This is a genomic window from Actinokineospora enzanensis DSM 44649, from assembly GCF_000374445.1.
Classification (GTDB): domain Bacteria; phylum Actinomycetota; class Actinomycetes; order Mycobacteriales; family Pseudonocardiaceae; genus Actinokineospora; species Actinokineospora enzanensis.
The window spans coordinates 421337-441109 of sequence record NZ_KB894405.1 but is presented as its reverse complement, the minus strand read 5'-3'; the positions used below and the strand labels follow the sequence as shown (position 1 = coordinate 441109).

The 19773-nt window shown below is 72.0% G+C and carries 19 protein-coding genes; 7 read left to right on the top strand and 12 right to left on the bottom strand.

What is annotated here, in order from left to right; all coding sequences use genetic code 11:
• Positions 1-133: 133 nt before the first annotated feature.
• Genes C503_RS0106570 through C503_RS0106560 form a run of 3 tightly spaced genes read left to right on the top strand, consistent with a single transcriptional unit; the run spans position 134 to position 2228 of the window.
• Positions 134-583, top strand: a complete 450-nt coding sequence (locus tag C503_RS0106570) for a hypothetical protein (RefSeq protein WP_156893019.1) — start codon at positions 134-136, stop codon at positions 581-583.
• The gene (locus C503_RS0106565) at positions 580-1077 is read left to right on the top strand and encodes a hypothetical protein (RefSeq protein WP_018681397.1); all 498 of its coding nucleotides are present in this window, start codon (positions 580-582) and stop codon (positions 1075-1077) included. The genes C503_RS0106570 and C503_RS0106565 overlap by 4 nt, the downstream gene beginning before the upstream one ends.
• A complete protein-coding gene (locus tag C503_RS0106560) occupies positions 1074-2228 on the top strand; it encodes a M48 family metalloprotease (protein WP_156893018.1) in 1155 nt (384 codons plus the stop codon). The genes C503_RS0106565 and C503_RS0106560 overlap by 4 nt, the downstream gene beginning before the upstream one ends.
• Here the strand turns inward: C503_RS0106560 and C503_RS0106555 are convergent.
• From C503_RS0106555 to C503_RS0106505, 11 genes are all read right to left on the bottom strand, one after another.
• Complete coding sequence (locus C503_RS0106555; RefSeq protein ID WP_211222335.1) at positions 2223-3818, bottom strand: ABC-F family ATP-binding cassette domain-containing protein; 1596 nt, start codon at positions 3816-3818, stop codon at positions 2223-2225. The genes C503_RS0106560 and C503_RS0106555 overlap by 6 nt on opposite strands.
• A 284-nt stretch (positions 3819-4102) precedes the next feature.
• Positions 4103-4618 (bottom strand): YbaB/EbfC family nucleoid-associated protein, encoded by a 516-nt coding sequence (locus C503_RS0106550; protein WP_018681394.1) that lies wholly within the window; start codon positions 4616-4618, stop codon positions 4103-4105.
• On the bottom strand, positions 4615-5349 hold the full coding sequence (locus C503_RS0106545) for an ESX secretion-associated protein EspG (RefSeq protein WP_018681393.1): 735 nt from the start codon (positions 5347-5349) through the stop codon (positions 4615-4617). The genes C503_RS0106550 and C503_RS0106545 overlap by 4 nt, the downstream gene beginning before the upstream one ends.
• A complete protein-coding gene (locus tag C503_RS0106540; RefSeq protein ID WP_018681392.1) occupies positions 5346-6770 on the bottom strand; it encodes a WXG100 family type VII secretion target in 1425 nt (474 codons plus the stop codon). Before C503_RS0106540 ends, C503_RS0106545 begins: the two co-directional genes overlap by 4 nt.
• Positions 6770-7198, bottom strand: a complete 429-nt coding sequence (locus C503_RS43070) for a hypothetical protein (RefSeq protein WP_156893016.1) — start codon at positions 7196-7198, stop codon at positions 6770-6772. Before C503_RS43070 ends, C503_RS0106540 begins: the two co-directional genes overlap by 1 nt.
• A gap of 12 nt (positions 7199-7210) precedes the next feature.
• Positions 7211-8521 carry a hypothetical protein gene (locus C503_RS0106530; RefSeq protein WP_026316022.1) on the bottom strand — a complete coding sequence of 437 codons (1311 nt, stop codon included), beginning with the start codon at positions 8519-8521 and terminating at the stop codon, positions 7211-7213.
• Positions 8518-8829, bottom strand: coding sequence for a hypothetical protein (locus tag C503_RS0106525; RefSeq protein WP_018681390.1), 312 nt, complete (start codon positions 8827-8829; stop codon positions 8518-8520). The genes C503_RS0106530 and C503_RS0106525 overlap by 4 nt, the downstream gene beginning before the upstream one ends.
• Before the next feature lie 20 nt (positions 8830-8849).
• The gene (locus tag C503_RS48440) at positions 8850-9764 is read right to left on the bottom strand and encodes a zf-HC2 domain-containing protein (protein WP_018681389.1); all 915 of its coding nucleotides are present in this window, start codon (positions 9762-9764) and stop codon (positions 8850-8852) included.
• On the bottom strand, positions 9761-10303 hold the full coding sequence (locus C503_RS0106515) for a sigma-70 family RNA polymerase sigma factor (RefSeq protein WP_018681388.1): 543 nt from the start codon (positions 10301-10303) through the stop codon (positions 9761-9763). The genes C503_RS48440 and C503_RS0106515 overlap by 4 nt, the downstream gene beginning before the upstream one ends.
• 177 nt (positions 10304-10480) lie before the next feature.
• The gene (locus tag C503_RS0106510) at positions 10481-11464 is read right to left on the bottom strand and encodes an alpha/beta fold hydrolase (protein ID WP_018681387.1); all 984 of its coding nucleotides are present in this window, start codon (positions 11462-11464) and stop codon (positions 10481-10483) included.
• Between the two features lie 80 nt (positions 11465-11544).
• Positions 11545-14253, bottom strand: coding sequence for a helix-turn-helix transcriptional regulator (locus tag C503_RS0106505; protein WP_026316021.1), 2709 nt, complete (start codon positions 14251-14253; stop codon positions 11545-11547).
• A 163-nt stretch (positions 14254-14416) separates the two neighbouring features.
• On the opposite strand from C503_RS0106505, the gene C503_RS0106500 reads away from it, so the two are divergent.
• The 4 genes from C503_RS0106500 (at position 14417) to C503_RS0106485 (ending at position 18791) form a co-directional block, all read left to right on the top strand.
• The gene (locus C503_RS0106500) at positions 14417-14860 is read left to right on the top strand and encodes a VOC family protein (RefSeq protein WP_018681385.1); all 444 of its coding nucleotides are present in this window, start codon (positions 14417-14419) and stop codon (positions 14858-14860) included.
• Between the two features lie 28 nt (positions 14861-14888).
• On the top strand, positions 14889-15185 hold the full coding sequence (locus C503_RS0106495; RefSeq protein WP_018681384.1) for a hypothetical protein: 297 nt from the start codon (positions 14889-14891) through the stop codon (positions 15183-15185).
• A gap of 119 nt (positions 15186-15304) precedes the next feature.
• A complete protein-coding gene (locus tag C503_RS38250; protein WP_018681383.1) occupies positions 15305-18313 on the top strand; it encodes a S8 family peptidase in 3009 nt (1002 codons plus the stop codon).
• Between the two features lie 232 nt (positions 18314-18545).
• Positions 18546-18791, top strand: a complete 246-nt coding sequence (locus C503_RS0106485) for a hypothetical protein (protein ID WP_156893015.1) — start codon at positions 18546-18548, stop codon at positions 18789-18791.
• Between the two features lie 22 nt (positions 18792-18813).
• Here C503_RS0106485 and C503_RS46705 read toward each other — a convergent pair whose 3' ends face one another.
• On the bottom strand, positions 18814-19707 hold the full coding sequence (locus C503_RS46705; protein ID WP_018681381.1) for a BadF/BadG/BcrA/BcrD ATPase family protein: 894 nt from the start codon (positions 19705-19707) through the stop codon (positions 18814-18816).
• Between the last annotated feature and the right edge of the window lie 66 nt (positions 19708-19773).

The window sequence follows — 19773 nt, the reverse complement described above, 5'->3', positions numbered from 1 at the left end:
CGTGGGGTTGTCGCCGACTATGTCTGTGCGGATTGTGATCCCGTTACGACGGCCGCCCCATTCGGAGTAGTAACGGCTCCGGACAGGTCCGCGATATCGCAGGCGGATCGATCGCGAACGGAAGGGGCGATCGGTGAGTTCACCTCGCATTCTTCGTCGCCGTTGGTTTCTCGCGGTCGGCACGGTCGCCGCCATCGTGGTCCTGGGTGTCGCCATCGCGTTGTCCGGGGCGGCCGGACAGACCACACCGGACGGTCCGCGGACCGGTGTGCCGCTTCCCACCACGGTGCCCACTCCCGTTGCCACGCACCAGATCGAGCGGGACTGGCTGCTGGTCGACTACCTCGTCCAGGATGACGGCACCGGATTCTTCACCGGTCGGATCACCGTCACCAACCAGGCCGCCACGGCGCGCATGGGGCTGTTCAAACTGGAGATCTCGTCCGGCAAACAACTCAAGACGCTCATGGGCCAGACCGAGAAGCCGATCGACCCCGGCGAGACCGAGGTCGTGGAATTGCCGATCGGCGACCAGTTCGTGGCCGGACCGTACACGGTCGTCTTCCACGAGGCATACGCGTGAGCGCCGACCGGCAGACCTCGGACACCGGCAACATCGGCAACACAGCCGAGCTGGCCGCCTGGGCGGCGCGGCTGGCGGCCGCGGCGGTGCCCGACGAGGTCGAGCTGGCCCCGTCCATGGTCCTCGCCTACGTGGCGGGCGGTCGGGAGCGCGCGGAACTGTTCCGTGTGGACGGCAGCACCTCCTCCGGCTTCGATCCCGACGGCCTGGTGGTCGTGTTCCCGTGGATCCTCGCCGCCCTGCCGGGCGCCGGACGCGGCCTGTGGAACCTGGTGGACCGGCACGCGGACGCGGCCCCGGCGGTGGGCGCGCTGCGGATCCTGCGCGCCGCCGACCCAGAGCTGGACCAGGTGCTGGGCACGCTCGACGCCCGGTTCGCCGAGGCGGGAGTACCCCTCGCCGAGCGCGAACCGCTGGCCCTGCGCACCACGTGGGCGCTGCTCGCCGACGCCGGTGGCACGCGGGCGTTCCTGACGGCGGCCGGGCCTGCGTGACAAGCAGGCCGAGCACGCCGCCGTGGCCGGTGTTCTGGCTCGGCACGGCGCTGCTGTGGACACTCCCGCGAGGCGCGGGGCCGTGGTGGACGGAGCTGCTCGACCTCCTCGGCATCGCCCCGGACCCGGCCAGGGAACTCACCGCCAGTGGCCTGCTGCGGATCGCCAACCTGGTCGATCTCGTCGGGCCACTGGTGATCGTGACGGCCGTCGTGACGGTGTTCGGCGCAGGCATCCGCGGCCGTTTCATCGAGTCCCGCTACAATCTGCGGGCCGCTGCTCCGGTGGGCGCCGTCGCGGAGATGGCCGAGTACGCCCGCGCGCAACTGCCGAACATCGAGGTCAGGGTCAACCTGGTCCGGGCCAGGCAGACATCGTTCGCCTACTTCCGCGGGCCGCGGCGGCCGCGGCTGGCGGTGTTCGGCTCGCTGGTCAAGCTGTGGCGGTCGGACCGCCGGGCCGCGGAAGCGGTGGTGCGGCACGAGGTCAACCACTGCAGACAGGGCGACAACGCACTGCTGGGCGCGGTGAGCCCGTTCGAGTTCGTACTGCGGCACTGGCTGCTGCTGTTCGTCTGCGCGGTGCTGATCCCCACGTCGGCGGTGTGGCTGGCCAACGCGATCGACTTCCTTCGTACGACCGGCGGCACCTCGCACACCCTGGGCCAACTGCTCACTCATGTCCTGCCGGGCCTGCTGCTCACCCTGGCCGGTTCCGGCGCCCGGCTGTTCGCCGCGCTCACCATGGCGATCGCCGCGTCGTGGAGCGCGGAGCTGGGCGCCGACCAGGCGGCGGCGCTCGTCGATCCACAAGGGACGATCGGCGCGCTCGCGCACACCGACCGTCCCGGTGGCTCCCGGCACTGGCTGTTCGGCCGGATCACCCATCCCCCACGCGCCCTGCGCCGGGCCGCGCTACGCGGCGGACCGACCACCGCGATCGTCTGCTACCCGCTGGGGTGGCTGGTCCTGCTGTTCTGGGAACTGGTCGCGGCCAACGCGTCCTTCCTGGTCGACGAGGTGCCGGCGACCGACATCCTGCACGAGAACGGCCGCCTCACCCTGCTCTGGATCGGCAGCATGTGGCCGCTGTGGCTCGCCGCAGCGGGGTTCATGCTGCTGTGGTCCGTGCTGCGGCGAGCCCTGTCATGACAGCGGAAGGCAGGGCCAGGAACCGGTGTCCCGCCGGAGTTGCCGATCGTGCGTGGCGAGGACGACCGCGGCCCCGGTGAGCCGGAGCGCCTCGGTGAGCTCGTCGACCAGCGCGATCGACAGGTGGTTGGTCGGTTCGTCCATCAGCAGCACGTGCGGTCGGGACGCGAGCGCGATGGCCAAATCGAGCCGCCTTTGTTGTCCCATGGATAGATCACGGACACGTTTGTCGGCATCCGCAGCGGTCAGGAGTCCGAGTGCGGAAAGCGAGACCGACGGGTTGTCGACGAGCCGGTTCAGTCGGGCGGCGAACACATCGGCCGCACGGCCGCTCCGGGCTTGTGCGGATTCCTGGTCCAGCAGGCACACCCGCGCCGTGCGGGCGGTGCGGACCGTGCCGCCGGACGGGTCGAGACGACCGGCCAGTACCGCCAGCAGTGTCGATTTGCCTGCCCCGTTCGGACCGCTGACGACCAGCCGCGCACCGGACTCCAGGTGCACGGTGACCGGTCGGTCCAGCCGACCGTCCACTGTCACCTCCTCCGCGCTCAGCAGGGTCACGCCCGGCCGCGTCGGCAGGTCTGGCATACGGAACCGCAGCGGTGGCGGCGGCACGGTGACCGCGTGCCGCTCCAGGTCCTCGCGGCGCCGGTGCACCGATCGGACGAGCGCGGGCGCGCGGGTGGCCCGTTCGTGCCTGCCGTGCCCCTTCTCCGGCCGCCAACCCGCGACCAGACGGTTCTGGGCGGTGGACAGGTCCTGGGTGAGACGGGCGTGCTCGGCTTGCTGTTGCTCGTATTCCTGCACCCAACGCTCCCGCTCGGCCTGCCGCCCCTCTTGATACCCGGCGAACCCGCCCCCGTACACGCGGGGTCCGCCGTCGCGGCTGGGGTCGAGATCGAGGATCGTGGTCGCCACGTCCGCGAGCAGCGCCCGGTCGTGGCTGACCAGCACCACGCCGCCCGGGTACTCGCGGAGCCGGTCGGTGAGGAAGTCGAGCCCGGCCTGGTCCAGGTGGTTGGTGGGCTCGTCGAGGAGCAGGAAGTCGTGGCCCGCGCCGAGCAGGCACGCCAACCGCACCCGGTAGCGCTGACCGACGGACAGCTCGGCCAGCCGCAGGGAACGGTCGGTGACGGCGCCGAGGTTGTCCAGCGCCAGGTCGACGCGCCGGTCCGCGTCCCAGGCGTCGAGGGTCTCGGCGGCGTCCAGGGCGGCGGCGTAGTCCTCCGCCGCACCGGGCCGGTCCTCGGTGAGGGCCTCGGTGGCCTGGTCGAGGGCGCGGAGCACGAACCGGGCGTCGGCGAGTTCGGTGTCGACGACCTCCCCGACGGTGCGGTCGTCGGACATTTCCTGTTCCGCGACACCGAGTGTCCCGGTGCGGTGGATCGTCCCGGAATCGGGTTCGAGGACACCAGCGAGAATGTGCAGGAGGGTGGATTTCCCGCAGCCGTTCTCGCCGACGACACCCCAGCTGGACCGGGGTGTCACCGTCATGTCCACACCGGACAGCACTGGACGTCCACTTCGGACGATGGCGATCCCGGACACGGTGAGCTGGGCCCGCGCACGCGCGGGCAGGGGAATGGAGATGGTCACGCTTTCCTCCGGACGGAGGCGCAGTTCGGCTGCGCGTCGATTTACTCGGGCTGGCTGAGCGCATCAACCGGACCGCCGCCTCGAACTGTGCGAGGGGCGGTCCGCTCGGGTCCGTCAGAGGTAGAGCTGCGTGATCACGGTTCGGACGCTACCAGGCGGTCCGGGCGCCCCCAACCGCATTTACCGACAGCCGAAATGGGCGCGGCCGTCGCGGTAGGGGGATACCGCGACGGCCGCTGGGAACCGGGACGGACGGGGCTATCCGTCCCGGGCCTGCTTCACCAGAGGTCGACCTCGTCGTCGTCCTCCGGTTCGGCGGGGCGGGGGCGGCGAGGGCGACGCCCCGTGGTCTCGGGTCTTGACTGGGATTGCGGACGGACTTGCGGCTGAGACTGTGCCTGCGGCGGTTCCTCGGCCGGGTAGTAGGAATCGGGAGCGGGGTCCTGCTCCTCCGGCAGGTACACGCTGAGCATCCGCATGACCTCGGTGCCCGCGCCCATCGGGGCGAAGGCGTCCGCGACCTGCCGCACGACCCGGCCCCGGGCGGCGGACACCGTCTGCATGATCGCGGCGGTGAGCCGGGCCGGGCCCAGCTCGCAGGCGCGGTGCCCGAGAGACAGGTCCAGCAGCGCGCCGGACAGGCTGAGCGTGACGGTCACCGCCCCGTCCTGCGACGACATCACCACCCGGTCGTTGGACAGCCGCTCGCCGAGTTCGACGGAGCGTGCGCGCAGCTGGTCGATGTCCTGCTGGATACCGCCCAGCGACGGTGGGTCGAGGTGCGGGTTGGTCACGGGGCCACCGCCAGGATCGTGTCCAGCCGCTGGGCGATCCGCTCGTTGTCGGTGGGGGCCATGCTGAGCCAGTGGTCGTCCAGGATCACCAGGTAGCGGCCGTCGGCGGTGTCGAACCAGCACACCACCGGGTGCGCCCGGTACCGGCCGGAGCCGACCCCGAACTGACCGCCCGCGACCCGGGTCTCGGCCAGCTCGCCGAGCACCAGGTAGTCCGGGTTCGGCGCGCCCGACTCCAGCACGCTGTCGTCCTCCTCGCCGGTGAGCGCGGCGACCGCCACGGACACCGCGTGCCCGGGACCCGCCTGGCCCGCGGGCAGCAGGCCCACCACGGCCCGGGGCAGCTCGGTGGGCCGCAACGACCGCACGGTGACCGACTCGTCCGCGTGCACGATCGCCAGCGCGCCCATGCCCTCGCGCACCGCGCCCAGCGCCCGGAACGGACCGGCGGGCCCGAGTCCGGGCGACTCCTCGGCGAGGTGCCCGACCGCGTCGACCGAGTGGTCCGGCGCGGCGAGGACGGCGAGCAGGTCGAGCAATGCGCCGTCCGGTCCCCGGCCACTCCACAGGCCCCGGGCCAGGAGACCGTTCCGCACCCGCTCGGTGATCTCGGTGCGCTCGGCACGGGTCACGCCCGCGCTGGGCACATCCAGCGGGTAGGGCAGCCGACCGAACCGGCCGGTCGACCAGACCACGTCGAACTCCTCGACACTGAGCCGGATCGCGGTCATTCGCGGACCCAGCTCTTGGACTTGAAGCTGACACCGATGACCGACGGGGCGACGCGCTCCTCGTCCTCGAAGATGGACTCGCCCTTGATGTACGGGGCGGAGCGGCGTTCCTCGTCCTCCTCGCCCTGGGCGCCGGTACCCGCGGCGGCGCCGGGCAGACCGGGCTGGCCGGGGGCGGCGCGTTCCGGGGCGAACACCGGCCGTCCGGGGCCACCGGTCGGCTGTGCCGGTCGGGATTGCGCGAGGCCTGCCAGCGGGCCCGTGCCGACCGCGCCGGTGCCGGTCGCGCCGAATCCGGAACCGACGCCCGAACCGCCGCCGGAGCCGCCACCGAGGTCCGGCATGCCCGTGCCGCCGTACCCGCCGCCCGGTCCGCCCAGGGCGGTGCCGGGGAGGAAGGTGCCGGTGGGGCCGAAGTCGGGGACGAAGCCCGCCGTGTCGACACCCGATTTGACATAGCTGCCGGGGCCGAGACCACCGGTGCCGCCCGGACCGAACGGCTCGAAGTCGCGGCCGAAGTCGCCCTGACCGATGCCGCCTGCGTGCACGGCCGGGTTGAAGCCGCCGGTGCCGAGACTGTTGGGGTCGAACCCGCCGCCGGGACCGTTCGGATCGAGCATGCCCGGGTCGAAGCCGGTGCCGCCGAGGTCCGGGGAGCCGGACGCTGGCCCGAGCGCGGACAGGTCGGCGTACTGGGGCAGGTCGGACTGGCCGCCGAACACGTCGCCGGTGAAGGCACCCGCGCCGCCGGAGTCCGGGTCGAACTCGCCGCCGCCGCCGAAGCCGAACCCGCCGTTGTCCCCCGTGGACAGGTTGAGCGCGGGGTCGACCGTCTGCGTGCCGTTCGGCGGCAGCGCGAACACCGGCATCGCGACGTCGACCTCGCGGGAGTTGCTCTCCAGCTCGGTCATCACGTCGACCGCGCGCTCGTGCGCCTCGCGGGACATCTCGTTGACCCGGGACATGTCCTGCAACAGCACCAGAAACCCGCCGATGCCGCTACCGCCGAACGCGGCCCGCAGCATCGACTGCCAGTCGAACACCACCGGCTCGGGCATGGCCGCGCGGGCCCGTTCGACCAGGATGCCCTGCTCTCCCAGCCGCACCGACAACGTGGTGGCGGTGGCCGCGGTGGCCGAGCCCCAGGACACCAGGCTCATGGTCGAGGCACGGGCCGCGTCGGCCGCGTCGCCCTCCCAGCCGGACTCGGTGTCGCGCACCGAGGCGGCGAACCGGGTGACCGCCTCGCCCATGTCGGCGCCCAGCCGCTCCCACTCCCCCGCGATGTCCTGGGTGGTGGCCGGGTCGACGTTCATGTGCACCGAGTAGTAGAGCTGCGGGTGCGTGTAGGCCGACCAGTTCACCGGCTCGGTCAGCACCAGGTCCGTCCCCAGGCGGGGACCGCTCGTGGGCGCGGTCATCAGCTGTCCGCCGTCTGCATGAGGTCCGCTCGCTCCTGGTCGGTGTCCTGGTATGCCTTGATCGCGAACGAGACGGCCTCGACCGCCCCGTCCAACGCTTCCACATAGCTGCGCAGAACGACCACGAAAGACGTGTCGTCGCTGTCCGCGCGGCGCCGGAACTTGTCGGCCATCGCCATGCCGACGTCGTTGGTGCCCAACGGGATCGCGCTTGTCAGCGCCTGGGCGCGGGTCAGCCAGCCCGCCGCCTCGTCACGCTGACCGCGCAACGCGGCGAGCAGCCGGGCACCGGTCTCCCGGTCGATGGTGACCCGGCCGGTGCGAATGTCGTCGGTGAGCGTCCGCACCCCGGTGATCGCCGTCTTCATGGCCGTGCCGCTCTGCGGGCCCGTCACCAGCATCCGGTCGGGCCCTTGTGGGTTGTCCACGGTTCTCCTCGGTCAGTGCCGGTTCTTCTGGTCGTGCGGTTGCTGTAGCTGTTGCCTGCGCCGGATCTCGGCGTTGGTGCCCTGCTGCGCGGACCACTGCACATCGGTGGTCTCGGTGATCACCTTGGTGCCCGCCTTGCCGTACCAGCCGATCGTCTCCTTGGAACTATCCAGATCGGCCATCCGGCGCAGGTTCGGATAATGCTTGCCGAGCCTGCTGCTGTTCTTGATCCGTTCCTCACCGCGTTTGAGCAGCGTCCACGAGTCGGGAAGCCGGGACTTGAGCACGTGCTCGTGGTACTTGAGCCACGGCCCGTCGTACGGCTTGGTCGCGGGCGGCTTGGTGGTGTTGGTGCTCGGGTTGGTCGTGCTCTGGCTCGTCGTGGTTCGGGTCGCGTTGTTCGAGGTGTTGGTCGACGTCCGGGTGACGTTGTTGGTAGTGCTGGTGTTCGTGGTGGTGCGGGTGGCGTTGTTGGCGACGTTCGAGGTCGAGTTGGTGGTCGTGCGGGTGGCGTTGGCCGTGTTCGTGGTGGTGTTCGTCGTCGTGCGGGTGGCGTTGTTCGTGCCGAGCCTGCCGAGCTGGGTGGTGCGGTTCCCGGAGCGCCCCAACAGGCCCACCACCCGGGTGATCTGGGTGACCGCCTTGCCGACCGTGGCGCAGATCTGCGCCCACAGCCAGGCGACGAAGCCGATCAGCGAGGTGCCCCCGGTGACCGGGGTGAGCGCCAGCGCGATCAGGCCCGCCGCGATGGCGTCGCCGACCAGGGTGGTGATCAGGTCGCGGACCAGCGCCCGCACCACGCCCACCGCCGCCGCGCAGCCGTGCACGATGTAGCCGACCGTCTTGGTGGTGGCGGCCAGCGCGGCCACCGCAACGTGGTGCTGGTTCATCGCGGCCTTGCAGGTGGTCGCCGCCTCGCCCTGCCACTGGTCGACCCCGGCCCGGCCGTGGTCGAACTCGGCGTCGAGCTGGGTGAACGCCTCGGCGAGCGCGTGCAGGTTCTGCGAGACCAGCTGCGCCTGGTCGGGGTCGCCCGCGATCCAGGTAAGCACCTGGCGGGTCGGCTCGAAGTGCTCGACCGCCCAGCCCAGCCCGGCCGAGATCAGCGAGCCGAACGGGTTGAACACCAGCTTGACCACGTCGAAGGCCAGCGCCAGCACGTCCACGCCGATCTCGACGCCGAACCGCGCGATGTCCGCGCCCTGCGCGTCCTTGATGGCCATGATGTCGCTGAACAGGTTTGCGCCGGAGTCGACGATGCCCGCGCCCGCGGTGGCGCTGACCTTCGGCTCCGGGAGCTGTTCATTGAGTGGCTCGGTCATGTCGCCGGGATGAACGTCGTGGCGGCGCCGTGGTCGGTACCGAGGTAGGCGGCGGCGATGCCGCGGACCTGGTCGGCGTCCCGGTGCATGAGTTCCGCCCGGTCCAGGCAGCTGTTCTCCAGGATGTCCATGGCGGTGTGCGCGACCAGGCCGAACACCTGGCCGAGCAGGTAGCCCCAGGCCTGCGGCGCCCAGTGGTCGCCCATCCGGCCCGCGGTGTCGTGCACGCCCTGCCCGGTGTCGTCGAGCAGCCGGGCCAGGTCGAGCAGCTGCCCCTCGATCACGGTGAACTCGTTCTGGTTCGTCACTCTCTCTCCCAGGTGGACGGTCAGCGGCGGGCGGTGACGAGGGTGCGGCCGTCCTCGGTGACGACCTCGACGGCGACGACCGCGCCCGGCGGGATCGCGGTGCGGCCCGATGGCCGCGCGGTGGCCGTGGAGGCGACCCACCGCGCGGCCTCGGTCCGGTTGTCGTCGGGTCCGACGACGAGCAACCGGCAGTGCGTGCCGGGCGGAACCCCGGTCACGCTCGCCCGCACAGCCGAGCCGCCGCGGTCGGCCGTGAGGGTCGCTTCCAACCACACCCCGGTCACCGGGTCGGTGCCGGACAGCACGACCGGCAGCTGGGGCGGTAGCCCCACCCTGGTCGGTGTGGTCGTGACCACCGTGGTCGAGGGCACGGTGGTGCTGGTGACGGGCACCGTGGAGACGCCCGTGGTCGGTGCCGGGCCGCCGGGTGCGGACGTCCGGGTGGCCGTGTCCGCGGTCGAACCCGGCGCGTGGCTCGGCTTCTCGCCCGGCACGCTCGTCCGGCCCTGGCTCTCGACCGGGGCCGGGGCGACGGGCGCGGCGGTCAGGACCTGGCTCGGTCCCCGATCGGGCAGCGGCTGCCGTTGCGCCACACCACTGTCCGATCCCGACCGGCCCACCAGGACGGTGACGCTCACCGCCGCCGCGACCACCACGCCCGCGGCGGCGGCCGTCAGGGTTCGCGTGCGGCGGGCGGCGGCCTCCGCGCGGATCTGCCGCAGTGTCCGTGCCAACAGGAGATCGTCGGCGGGCTTGGTCCGCAACAGGGCCTCGGGCGGCAGCGCGTCGGCCAGGTCCAGCAGCGCGCGCACCTCGACGAGCTCGGACCGGCACGGCGGGCAGCCGTCCAGATGCGCCTCGGTCACGCGTCGCTCCTCGTCGTCGAGCACACCCAGCGCGTAGGCGCCGAGCGGCGGGCAGTCCGGCGCGCTCATGTCGCGGTCCTCTCCAGCGGACCCGCCAGCACGGCCCGCAGGGCCTGCACCGCGTAGTGCGAACGGGACTTCACCGTGCCCGGGGCGATCCCCAGCTCCCGCGCGGCGTCGGCGACGCTGCGATCGTGGAAGTAGATCTCCACCAGGACCCGGCGGTGGTCCTCGGAGAGCCGATCGATGGCGGCCAGCACGCTCATCGAGTCGACCACCCGCTGCGCGTGGTCGACCAGCACCGGGTCCGCCGGGGCGGGCTCGGCCACCTCGGCCGGTCGCGCCGCCAGCGCGCGGGCCCGGTCGATGACCAGGTTGCGGCTGACGGTGAACAGCCAGGCACGCGCCGTCTCCGGCTTCGCCGCCAGCGCGGAGGCGTTGCGCCAGGCGCGCACCAGGGTCTCCTGCACCACGTCCTCGGCGGCGGCCCGGTCGCCGGTGAGGCGGGTGGCGTAGGCGAGCAGCGGCCTGCTGTGCTCCTCGTACAGCGAGCGCACCAGTGCCTCGTCCGCTCTGGCGGTCCTGGCAGAGGCGAACAGCCGCACCATCCCCGACTCCCCTGTCCGTCTCCGTGCTTCGGGCCCTCACTGCTGACACGGATGGCAGACGTCTCGGGTTCAAAGTGGAGGGCTGTTGTCGGCCACCACACACGGGGCAACCCCGGCGGCCGCTCCGCGCGTGGGCGGTCGGGATTCGTTGCGCTGTAACAATATTATGGCGCGCAATCAGAGGTGATCGGCGTCGAGGAGTGCCCGAACGAACGCGCGAGGTGCCTCTTGGGGCACATTGTGTCCGGTTCCGGGGAACTTGCGGTGCCCGTACGGACCGGTGAACCGGTCGCGGTAGCCCGTACCGTCGCCCGCGGGGGTGAACGGGTCCACTTCGGCGTCCACGGTGATGGTCGGGACGGCGATGGTCGGGCGGGCCGCGAGGCGGTTCTCCAGGTCGTCGTACCGGGGATCGCCGTCCGCCAGGCCGAGACGCCAACGATAGTTGTGCACGACAATGTCCACATAGTCCGGATTGGCGAAGGACGCGGCCGTCCGGTCGAGGGTGCGGTCGTCGAACCGCCAGGTCGGCGAGTTAAAGGTCCAGACCAGTTTGGCCAGGTCGCGGGCGTGCTCCCGGAGACCGAGCCTGCCGCGCTCGGTGGCGAAGTAGTACTGGTACCACCACGCCCATTCCGCGCTGGGGGCAAGCGGGGTCTTGTTGTTGTCGCGGTTGGTGATCAGGTAACCGGTGGTGGAGACGAGCGCGTGCACGCGGTGCGGCCAGAGCGCGGCGATGATGTCGGCGGTGCGGGTCCCCCAGTCGTAGCCCGCGAGGACGGCCTTGTCGATGCCGAGCGCGTCCATCAGCGCGAGGATGTCGAGCGCGAACACGGACTGCTGGGCGTTGCGGAAGGCATCGTCGGCGAGGAACCGGGTCGTGCCGTGGCCGCGCAGGTGCGGGACGATCACCCGGTAGCCGTGCTCGGCGAGCATGGGGGCGACGTCGGCGTAGCTGTGAATGTCGTACGGCCAGCCGTGCAGGAGGACGGCGGGGCGGCCGTGGGCGGGGCCGACCTCGACATAGCCGATGTCGAGCCCGCCCGCGTGGATCTGCCGGACCGGGCCGAAGGGCACCTTCGCCGCCGCCGGGGTGGTCGTCATGGTGGCCGCGGCCGCGCCGAGGCCGAGTGCCATTCCGAAGGTCCGCCTGGTGATCATCTGCCGCCCTTTCCCGTGGAGTGCGTGCACTCATCGTGAGAGCGGGCGGTGACCGTTCGCACCAGGGAGACTCCCTGGTGTCACCGCGCGACGTCGCGGAGTTGGCGGCGGGAGCTGATCCCGAGCTTGGTGAAGACCTTGCGCAGGTGCCACTCCACGGTGCGCGGGCTGATGAACAGGCGGGTGCCGATCTCCGGGTTCGACAACCCCTCGCGGGCGAGCCGGGCGATCTGGAACTCCTGCGCGGTCAGCTCGTCGGCGGCCTCCGGTTCGCTCCGTTTGCGCACCGTCTCGCCGGTGGCCAGCAGCTCACGGCGGGCCCGGTCGGCGAACGCGGTGAGGCCCATCGTGGTGAGCCGGTCGTGGGCGGCGCGGAGATGCTCACGTGCTTCGACGCGCCTGCCCTCGCGGCGTAGCCACTCGCCGAACAGGAGGTGGCCTCGGGCGGTGTCGACGCGGTTCGGGGTGCGGGACAGGTGATCGAGGGATCGCCGGTAGCACTGTTCGTCGCCTGCCAGCGCGCGCAGTCGGGCGTCGACTCCTAGTACCCAGTCGGTGGGGGTTACCCGGGCTCGCTCGGCGGAACGTGCGATGGCCGCCGCCAGCGACACGCCGTCGCCGGTGCGGGAGGCCGCCTCGGCGAGTTCCATCGTGGCGAGCATCCCGTAGCCGATCCAGTCCCGTTCGAACACTCGCGCCGCCGCGTCCCGCGCGGCGTCGTGGCGCCCGAGGCCGTTGTAGAGGACGGCGGTGGCGTAGTCCGCGAACGTGACCAGCCTGCCCTGGCCGCGCGCGGCGGCTTCCCTGGCGGTGGCCGTGATCATCTCGATGGCCTCGGTCTCGTGGCCCCGGAAGGCGGCGAGCAGCACTCCGCTGTAGCCGACGGGCGGGTTCCTGGTGACGTCCGCGATTCGCGAGTCCTCGGCCAGGGAGGTTTCGGCACCGGACAGATCGCCGGTGAACATTTCGGTGGCGGCGAGGAAGTTGAGGGCGAACTGGAGCTGTACCAACGCGCCTGCGTCCCGGGCGAGCTGCACCTGCCGCTCGGCGAGCGCGTGCGCGGCGGCGAAGTCACCCAGCTCGGCGGCGACGATGCCGCCTGCCCGGTTGCCGAGCAGCCACAGCACGCGCCCGGTTTCGGCTGCGTCGTCCGGATCCGGGAGGTCGTGCAGCGCTTCAAGCGCCCGGCCCAGCAACTCGTTCGCGGCCGCGTACCCCTTGGTGAACCGAACCGCGAACGCGTCGAGTACGAGGTCGACAGCCCTCGGTGGCCCGTCGACCCGTGACGCCGCGCACGCGGCCTCCGCTGCCTCCACCACTGCGGTCGAACCGCCCGGACCATCGGCCCAGATCGCGGCCGAGAGTGCTTCCAGGTGGGCCTCGCGGGCGAGAGCCGTGTCCCGCGGAGCCAGACAACGGGCCGCGTGCAGCAGCAGTCGGGCGGCGTCGGTGCCGTGGCGTCGGTCGAAGGCGATCTGGCCGCGGAGGTGGGCGACCTCCGCCGTGCGCAAGGGGTCGGGCGGGCCGGATTCGACGACGGTCAGCAGGTCGAGGGCCGCGTCCAGCAGACCGGCCGCGCGGCGGGCGCGGGCGGCGGCGAGTTCGCGGTCGGCCCGGCGGTCCGGTTCCGGGGTGAGCAGGGCCGCCTGTTCGAGGAACGACGCCGCCGCGACCAGGCCGCCCCGGGCCCGGGCGCGGACGGCCGAACCCTCCAGGTCGGCGGCCACGTCCCCGTCCGGGGTGACCGTCGCCAGGGCGCGGTGCCAGGCGCGGCGGTCGGGGTCGAGCCGCGGGTCGGTGACCTCGGCCAGGGCCCGGTGGACCGCCTGCCGGTCCCGCGCCGTGGCCGACCGGTAGACGGCCGAGCGCACGAGCGGGTGGCGGAAGCGCACCCGGGGGCCGAACTCGATCAGGCCGGTCTGTTCGGCCGCCGTCGCCGGGTCCGCGCCCAGCCCCAGCAGTCCGGCGGCGGCCCAGAGGAGGGTGGCGTCACCGAGGGGTTCGGCGGCCGCGGCCAGCAGCAACCGGCGGGTGTCCGGCGGCAGGTCGGCCACCTGGTCGGCGTAGCCCTGTTCGAGGCGGCCGGTCAGCGGTCCGGGCGCGGTGAGGCCGGTCCAGGAGCGCGGGAGCTCGACCAGGGCGAGCGGGTTGCCGTGGGCCTCGGCGAGGACCCGGTCGCGGACTCGCGGGTCGACCGGGCCGGTGACCAGCGAGTCCAGGAGTGCGCGGGCATCGGCCTGGCCAAGGCCCTCGACCACCAGCTCGGGCAGGTCGGCCAGCTCGGCGGCGGACTCGCGGGTGGCGAACACCAGGACGACCCGCTCGGCCAGCAGCCTGCGCGCGACGAACGCCAGCACCTGGGCGGACATCCGGTCCAGCCACTGCGCGTCGTCGACCAGGCACACCAGCGGCTCGGTCTCGGCCACCTCGGCGAGCAGGGTCAGCACGCCCAGCCCGACCAGGAACCGGTTCACCCGCCCGCCCGCGCTCAACCCGAACGCCGTGCCCAGGGCGTCGCGTTGCGGGTCGGGCAGCCGGTCGACGTGGGCGAGGAACGGCGCGCACAGCTGGTGCAGGCCGGAGTAGACCAGCTCGCGCTCGGACTCCACCCCGGCGGCCCGCACGACCCGGCAGCCGTCGGCCGCGGCGGCCAGGTGGTCGAGCAGGGCGGTCTTGCCGATCCCGGCCTCGCCGCGCAGCACGAGGACCTGGCCCGCACCCGCGCGCGCCCGTGCGGGCAGGCCGTCGAGGATCCCGCACTCGACCCGCCTGCCGAGCAACCCCGACATGAACACCCCCTGCGACTCCCCGCCACCGTAGCGCGGGCCCGTGCCCGGGGGCCGGTCCCCGGGCACGGACCAGGGTGTTCCACGGGTGCGACCGACCTGCCCGGCGAGCGATCGTGGTGTCAGCGGCCACGAGGGGCCGCGGGGCGCCGAGAAGGAGAGACGGATGGACATGAAGCTGGAGGTCGTGGTCCTGCCGGTGGCGGACGTCGACCGGGCCAAGCACTTCTACAAGACGCTGGGCTGGCGTCTGGACGCCGACTTCCCCGGCCAGGGCGACTTCCGGGTCGTGCAGCTCACCCCGCCCGGCTCGGCCGCCTCGGTGATCCTCGGCGTCGGGGTCTCGGATGCCGCGCCCGGCTCGGCCCGGGGCCTGCACCTGATCGTGACCGACATCGAGGCCGCCCGTGCGGAGCTGCTCGACCATGGTGTCGCGGTGAGCGAGGTCTTCCACGACGCGGATGGCGTGTTCCACCACGCCGGGACCGAGGGCCGGGTCACCGGGCCGGACCCGCAGCGGCGCAGCTACGGCTCGTTCGCGTCGTTCAGCGACCCGGACGGCAACGGGTGGGTGCTGCAGGAGATCACCACGCGGGCGCCGGGGCGCTGACCCGCACTATCCACAAGGGAGAGGGACGATGACTGTCGGCTACCGGTCCGCCGAGGAACTGGCGAAGGCATTGCGTCGTGCCGCCGAGGCGCATGGGCGGTACGAGGAGCGCATCGGACGGGCCGATCCGGACTGGCCGGATTGGTACGCACAGTACATGGCGCGGGAGCAGCGGTATGGGCAGCTGCCTGAACGGGTCGACCCGAGCGGGACGACCACGAGTGCGCAGACTGCCCGCCCACAGGACGAGGATGAGCTTCGGCCGCGTGACTTCCTGCACCACTACGGTGCGGCGGGTCTCGACTGGGACCCGTCCGACGCCTGACAATCCACAGTGGACCAGCCCGGGCGCCCCCACTGATCTGGCATTCCCACGGTCATGCAACGTGCGAGACAGGTCACCGCGTGTCAGCGCGCGGAAGACCAACTCACGCAGGAGTCTGCATGACCAAACACATGCGGGTATTCGCGGCAGCGGTGGTCACCGCCACCACCGCGGCCGCGCTCATCCCGACCACCGCGACCGCCGCACCCCCGGGCACGACACCGGACGGACCCGCCGACTACGAGATCACCCTCATCACCGGCGACCACGCACAGGCGAGCCGGGGCGCCGACGGTCAATGGTCTGTCTCCGCCCGTCCTGACGAGACGACCCAACGCGACTCGTACCTGACCTACGGCAAACGCCGCGGCAACACCACCGACGTCTACCTGGTACCGCGCAAGGCAACCAAGCTGATCCAGTCCGGCGTGCTGGACCAGGAGCTGTTCAACATCACCGGCCTGATCCGCCAAGGCTACGACGACGCGCACAGCAAGTCGATCCCGTTGCTGGTGCAGGGATCCGGCCCGGCACTGGCCGCGCCGACCGCCGCCAAGGTGCGCCGTCAGCTCACCGGCACCGACCTGGTCGCCCTGGACGCCACCAAGTCCGAGGCCGAGACGTTCTGGGCCGGACTCGACCGGCCCGACGCCTTCGCCAAGCAGGATCGCAGGATCTGGCTCAACGCCAGGGTGGCCGCGTCCCTGGACCGCAGCGTGCCGCAGATCGGCGCGCCCGCGGCCTGGCAGGCGGGGTTCACCGGCCAGGGCGTCACCGTCGCCGTGCTGGACACCGGCTACGACGCCACCCACCCCGACCTGGCCGGGAAGGTGGTGCAGAGCAAGGACTTCACCGGCTCGGGCAGCGTGCAGGACCACGCGGGCCACGGCACGCACGTCGCCTCCACCATCGCCGGTTCGGGCGCGGCCTCCGACGGCAAGTACAAGGGCGCGGCACCGGGGGTCACGCTGGCCGTCGGCCGAGTGCTCGACGACAACGGTGGCGGGTCCATGGACGGCGTCATCGAGGGCATGCGGTGGGCCGCCGCCGACGTGCACGCCAAGGTCGTGAACATGAGCCTGGGCGGCAACCTCCCCAACGACGGCACGGATCCGGTCGCACAGACCGTGAACGAACTCAGCGCCCGATACGGCACGCTGTTCGTCGTCGCGGCGGGCAACGACGGACGCGACCGCACGGTGGACAGCCCGGCGAGCGCGGACGCGGCGCTCGCGGTCGGCAGTGTCACCAAGGACGGCGCGGTGTCCGAGTTCTCCAGTCGCGGCCCGCGGGTGCGCGACGGCGCGGTCAAACCGGAGATCGCGGCGCCGGGCTCGGACATCGTGGCGGCCAAGGCGAAGGACGCGACGATCGGCGACCCGGTCGACGAGCACTACAGCCGCCTGTCCGGCACCTCGATGGCGACCCCGCACGTCGCCGGGGCGGCGGCGATCATGGCCCAGCAGCACCCGGACTGGTCCGGCGACCGGATCAAGGCCGCGCTCGTCGGCTCGGCCAAGTCGGTCGCCGACGCGGGCGTGTTCACCGTCGGCGGCGGCCTGGTCGACCTGGCCCGCGCGACCACCCAGCCGGTGACCGCGACACCGGCGACGGCCAACGCGTTCCTGCCCTGGCCGTCGACCACCCCGCAGCAGCGGACGATCACCTACCACAACGACGGCGCGGCCCCGGTCACCCTGAACCTGGAGCTGGCGCTGACCGGCACGGACGGCGCCCCGGCCCCCGCCGGGCTGGTCCGACCGGCGTCCCCGACGGTGACCGTCCCCGCGCACGGGACGGCCGACACGGTGTTGACCATGACGCCACGCAGCGGCAAGGCGGACAGCTACGGCGGCCTGCTGGTGGCGCAGACCGCGGACGGCACGGCCATCCGGACACCGGTCGGCGTGACCGAGGAACCGGAGTCCTATCAACTGGCCCTGGACGTCAAGGACCGCAACGGCGCGCCCGCCGACCTCGGCGGCCTCACCCTGATCAGCATCGACACCGGCGAGGTGTTGACGCTCGACCCGCGGGCGCCCATGCGGGTCGTGGCGGGCACGTACGCGGTGGAGACCTGGGCCGACACGCCGCGGCCCGGCCGGGAGCCGGTGACGACCGTCTTCGCGCACCCGGGCGTGCGGGTGGACAAGGACACCACGGTCGCCTTCGACGCCCGCGCGGCCAAACGGGTCTCGGTCAGTACCGACCGGCCCGATGCCCGCTCCGGCTGGTTGCAGACGCGGTTCCGGGTCAAGACCGACAAGATGGCGTTCCCCTTCGATGTGAAGGATCTGTTCAACCCGCAGTTCAACGAGGTCTACGCGTACTCCCCGCCCGGGGTCACCGCGCCGTGGTTCAGCTTCGCGGTCAACGCGCGCCTGCAACAGGCCCCGGTCGAACTGTTCACGGACGGCCCGCGCGGGTTCGAGGCGACCGCGATCTGGCTGTCCGACGCACACCGCGCCGACCTGTGCGAACGGCTGGCCCTCGCGTACGTGGGCGATGGTGGCCCGGACGCACTGCGGGGTGTGGACCTGCGGGGGAAGCTCGCGGTGCTCGCTCCCACTCGGGAGATGTCGCCCGATGACCTCTATGCGCGGATCGCGGACCTCAAGAACGCGGGCGCCAAGGTCGTGGGCGTCGTTCGGACGAAGCGGATCTCCACGCCGGAGGGGGATCCGGCGCCCGCGCTGCCCACGGTGTTGCTGGCCGGGGGTACCACTCAGGCGTTCGTGGACGCGGCCAAGAGTGGTTCGTGGGCCAGGCTGACCACGCGCCGGAACAGCGATGTCGCGTATGACCTGTCGTATCCGAGCGAGGGGCGGGTCGCCGAGTCGTTGACCTATCGGGCTCGGCGGGCCGACCTGGCGTCGGTGCGCATGGTCTACCGGTTGGGTACGGAGACTTCGCCGCCACGCATGCAGGCCTGGGTGGCCGGGCTTGGCGGGAAGTTGGGGGTGGACTGGCCGTTGGCGGCGATTCCGCGTGGTGAGCGCGTGGAGTATTACACGCCTGGGGATTGGCGGTTCGAGGTTCGGTCGGGTTCGGAGGTATTGCGGCGCCAGCAGGTGTTGCGGCGGGGGTGGACATATCGGTTGATCTGGTGTGAGCCGGTCGGTGAATAAGGACACTGTGATTCGGGCTTGATGCTTGTTCTGCGGGCTCCGCGTTCGATTGAGCGCGGAGCCCTGCTTTTCCCGACGGTGATCCAAGGCACGCTCCGGATGCGAGTGGACACGGATTGATGCAGGAATGAGCCATCGACCTCGGCCCGGATCGGCCCTGATAGCATGGCGGTCCGGTGACGTGATCGCGGCAGTCGGGCTGAGCGCACCTGGGTGATGAGGGAGTCAGGCTGTGTCTCGCGGGAAGTCCTACGCCATTGAAGCCGTGCAGGCCGTGGTCGCGGTCCTGGGTGGTGTGGTGGGCGGCGTCCCGTTGATCAGCTACGTCAACCAGAAGAACCACGGCGCGCTTTTCGACTTTCTCTTCGGCCACCTCTCCGGCGCGCTCGCCTATGCCGTGCCGATCGCCGTGAGTGTCGCCGCCATCGCCGTCATTCTCCTGCTGGAACGGCCTCGGAAACAGGCCCTCGTCCGCTAGGTTTCCCCGGCACCACGCCAAGTCACTCGATCAGGGCGCGGGCCAGGGTGATGGCGCCGACCACCGGGGGCTCGGTCAGGAAGCGCACGTCGATATCCGGGTGCGTGCTCCGCAGCGCCGTGGTGAACGCGGCGGACAGGCGGGGTTGGTTCGTGATGGTGCTGCCGCCCGCGACCACCGCGTGAGCGGCCGCGCCTTTCCGGATCACCTTGCACACCAGGGCGGCGAGGTCACGGCCCGCCTGCTCGATGAGCTTCACCGCCAGCGGGGAGCCCTGGTCGGCGGCCTCGAACACGGCGCGTGCGTGGGCGGCCCAGGTGTGCGCGGGGGTGGTCATCATGACCACGGGGAGTCGGCGGGTCGAGGCGACCTCCGCCGAGGTGGCCAGACAGGCGTCCAGGACGGGGTCCGGGTGGTCGTCCTGGGCGGCGTGCAGAACGGCCCGGACGGCCTCGCGCACGATGCCCGCCGCGCTTCCCTCGTCGCCGACCAGCCAGCCCCAGCCGCCCGCCGGGACCGTGCGGCCGTCGGGCAGGACGCCGATGGCCAGCGAGCCGGTGCCGGAGACCAGGCAGATCGCCGTCGGGTCGCCCATTCCGGCGCCGATCAGGCGGGCGTCGCTGACGACCCGGCACGGGGCGGACACCAGCAGCCGCAACGCGTCGGTGAGGGCCGTGCACTGTTCGTCGCTGTCGCACCCGTGGGCGCCGATGGCCAGTGCCCCGAGTGGGTGGTCGCCGAGGGCCGCGATGGTGTGGTCGGCGAGCTGGGCCGCCTTGTCCGACCAGGGGGCTCCGCGCCAGTCCCGGGTGACGTGCACCTGGTCGGCGAGCAACTCCCCGTTCACCCGGCACACCCGGACGTGCGTCTTGGTGCCCCCGACATCTATCCCGACCAGTACGCCGTCGCCGCTCACGCCTGCCCCCGGGTCCGTCGGCCACCCGTCCTGTCGTCTCCGAGAATAGTGAGCGACAGCGAGAGC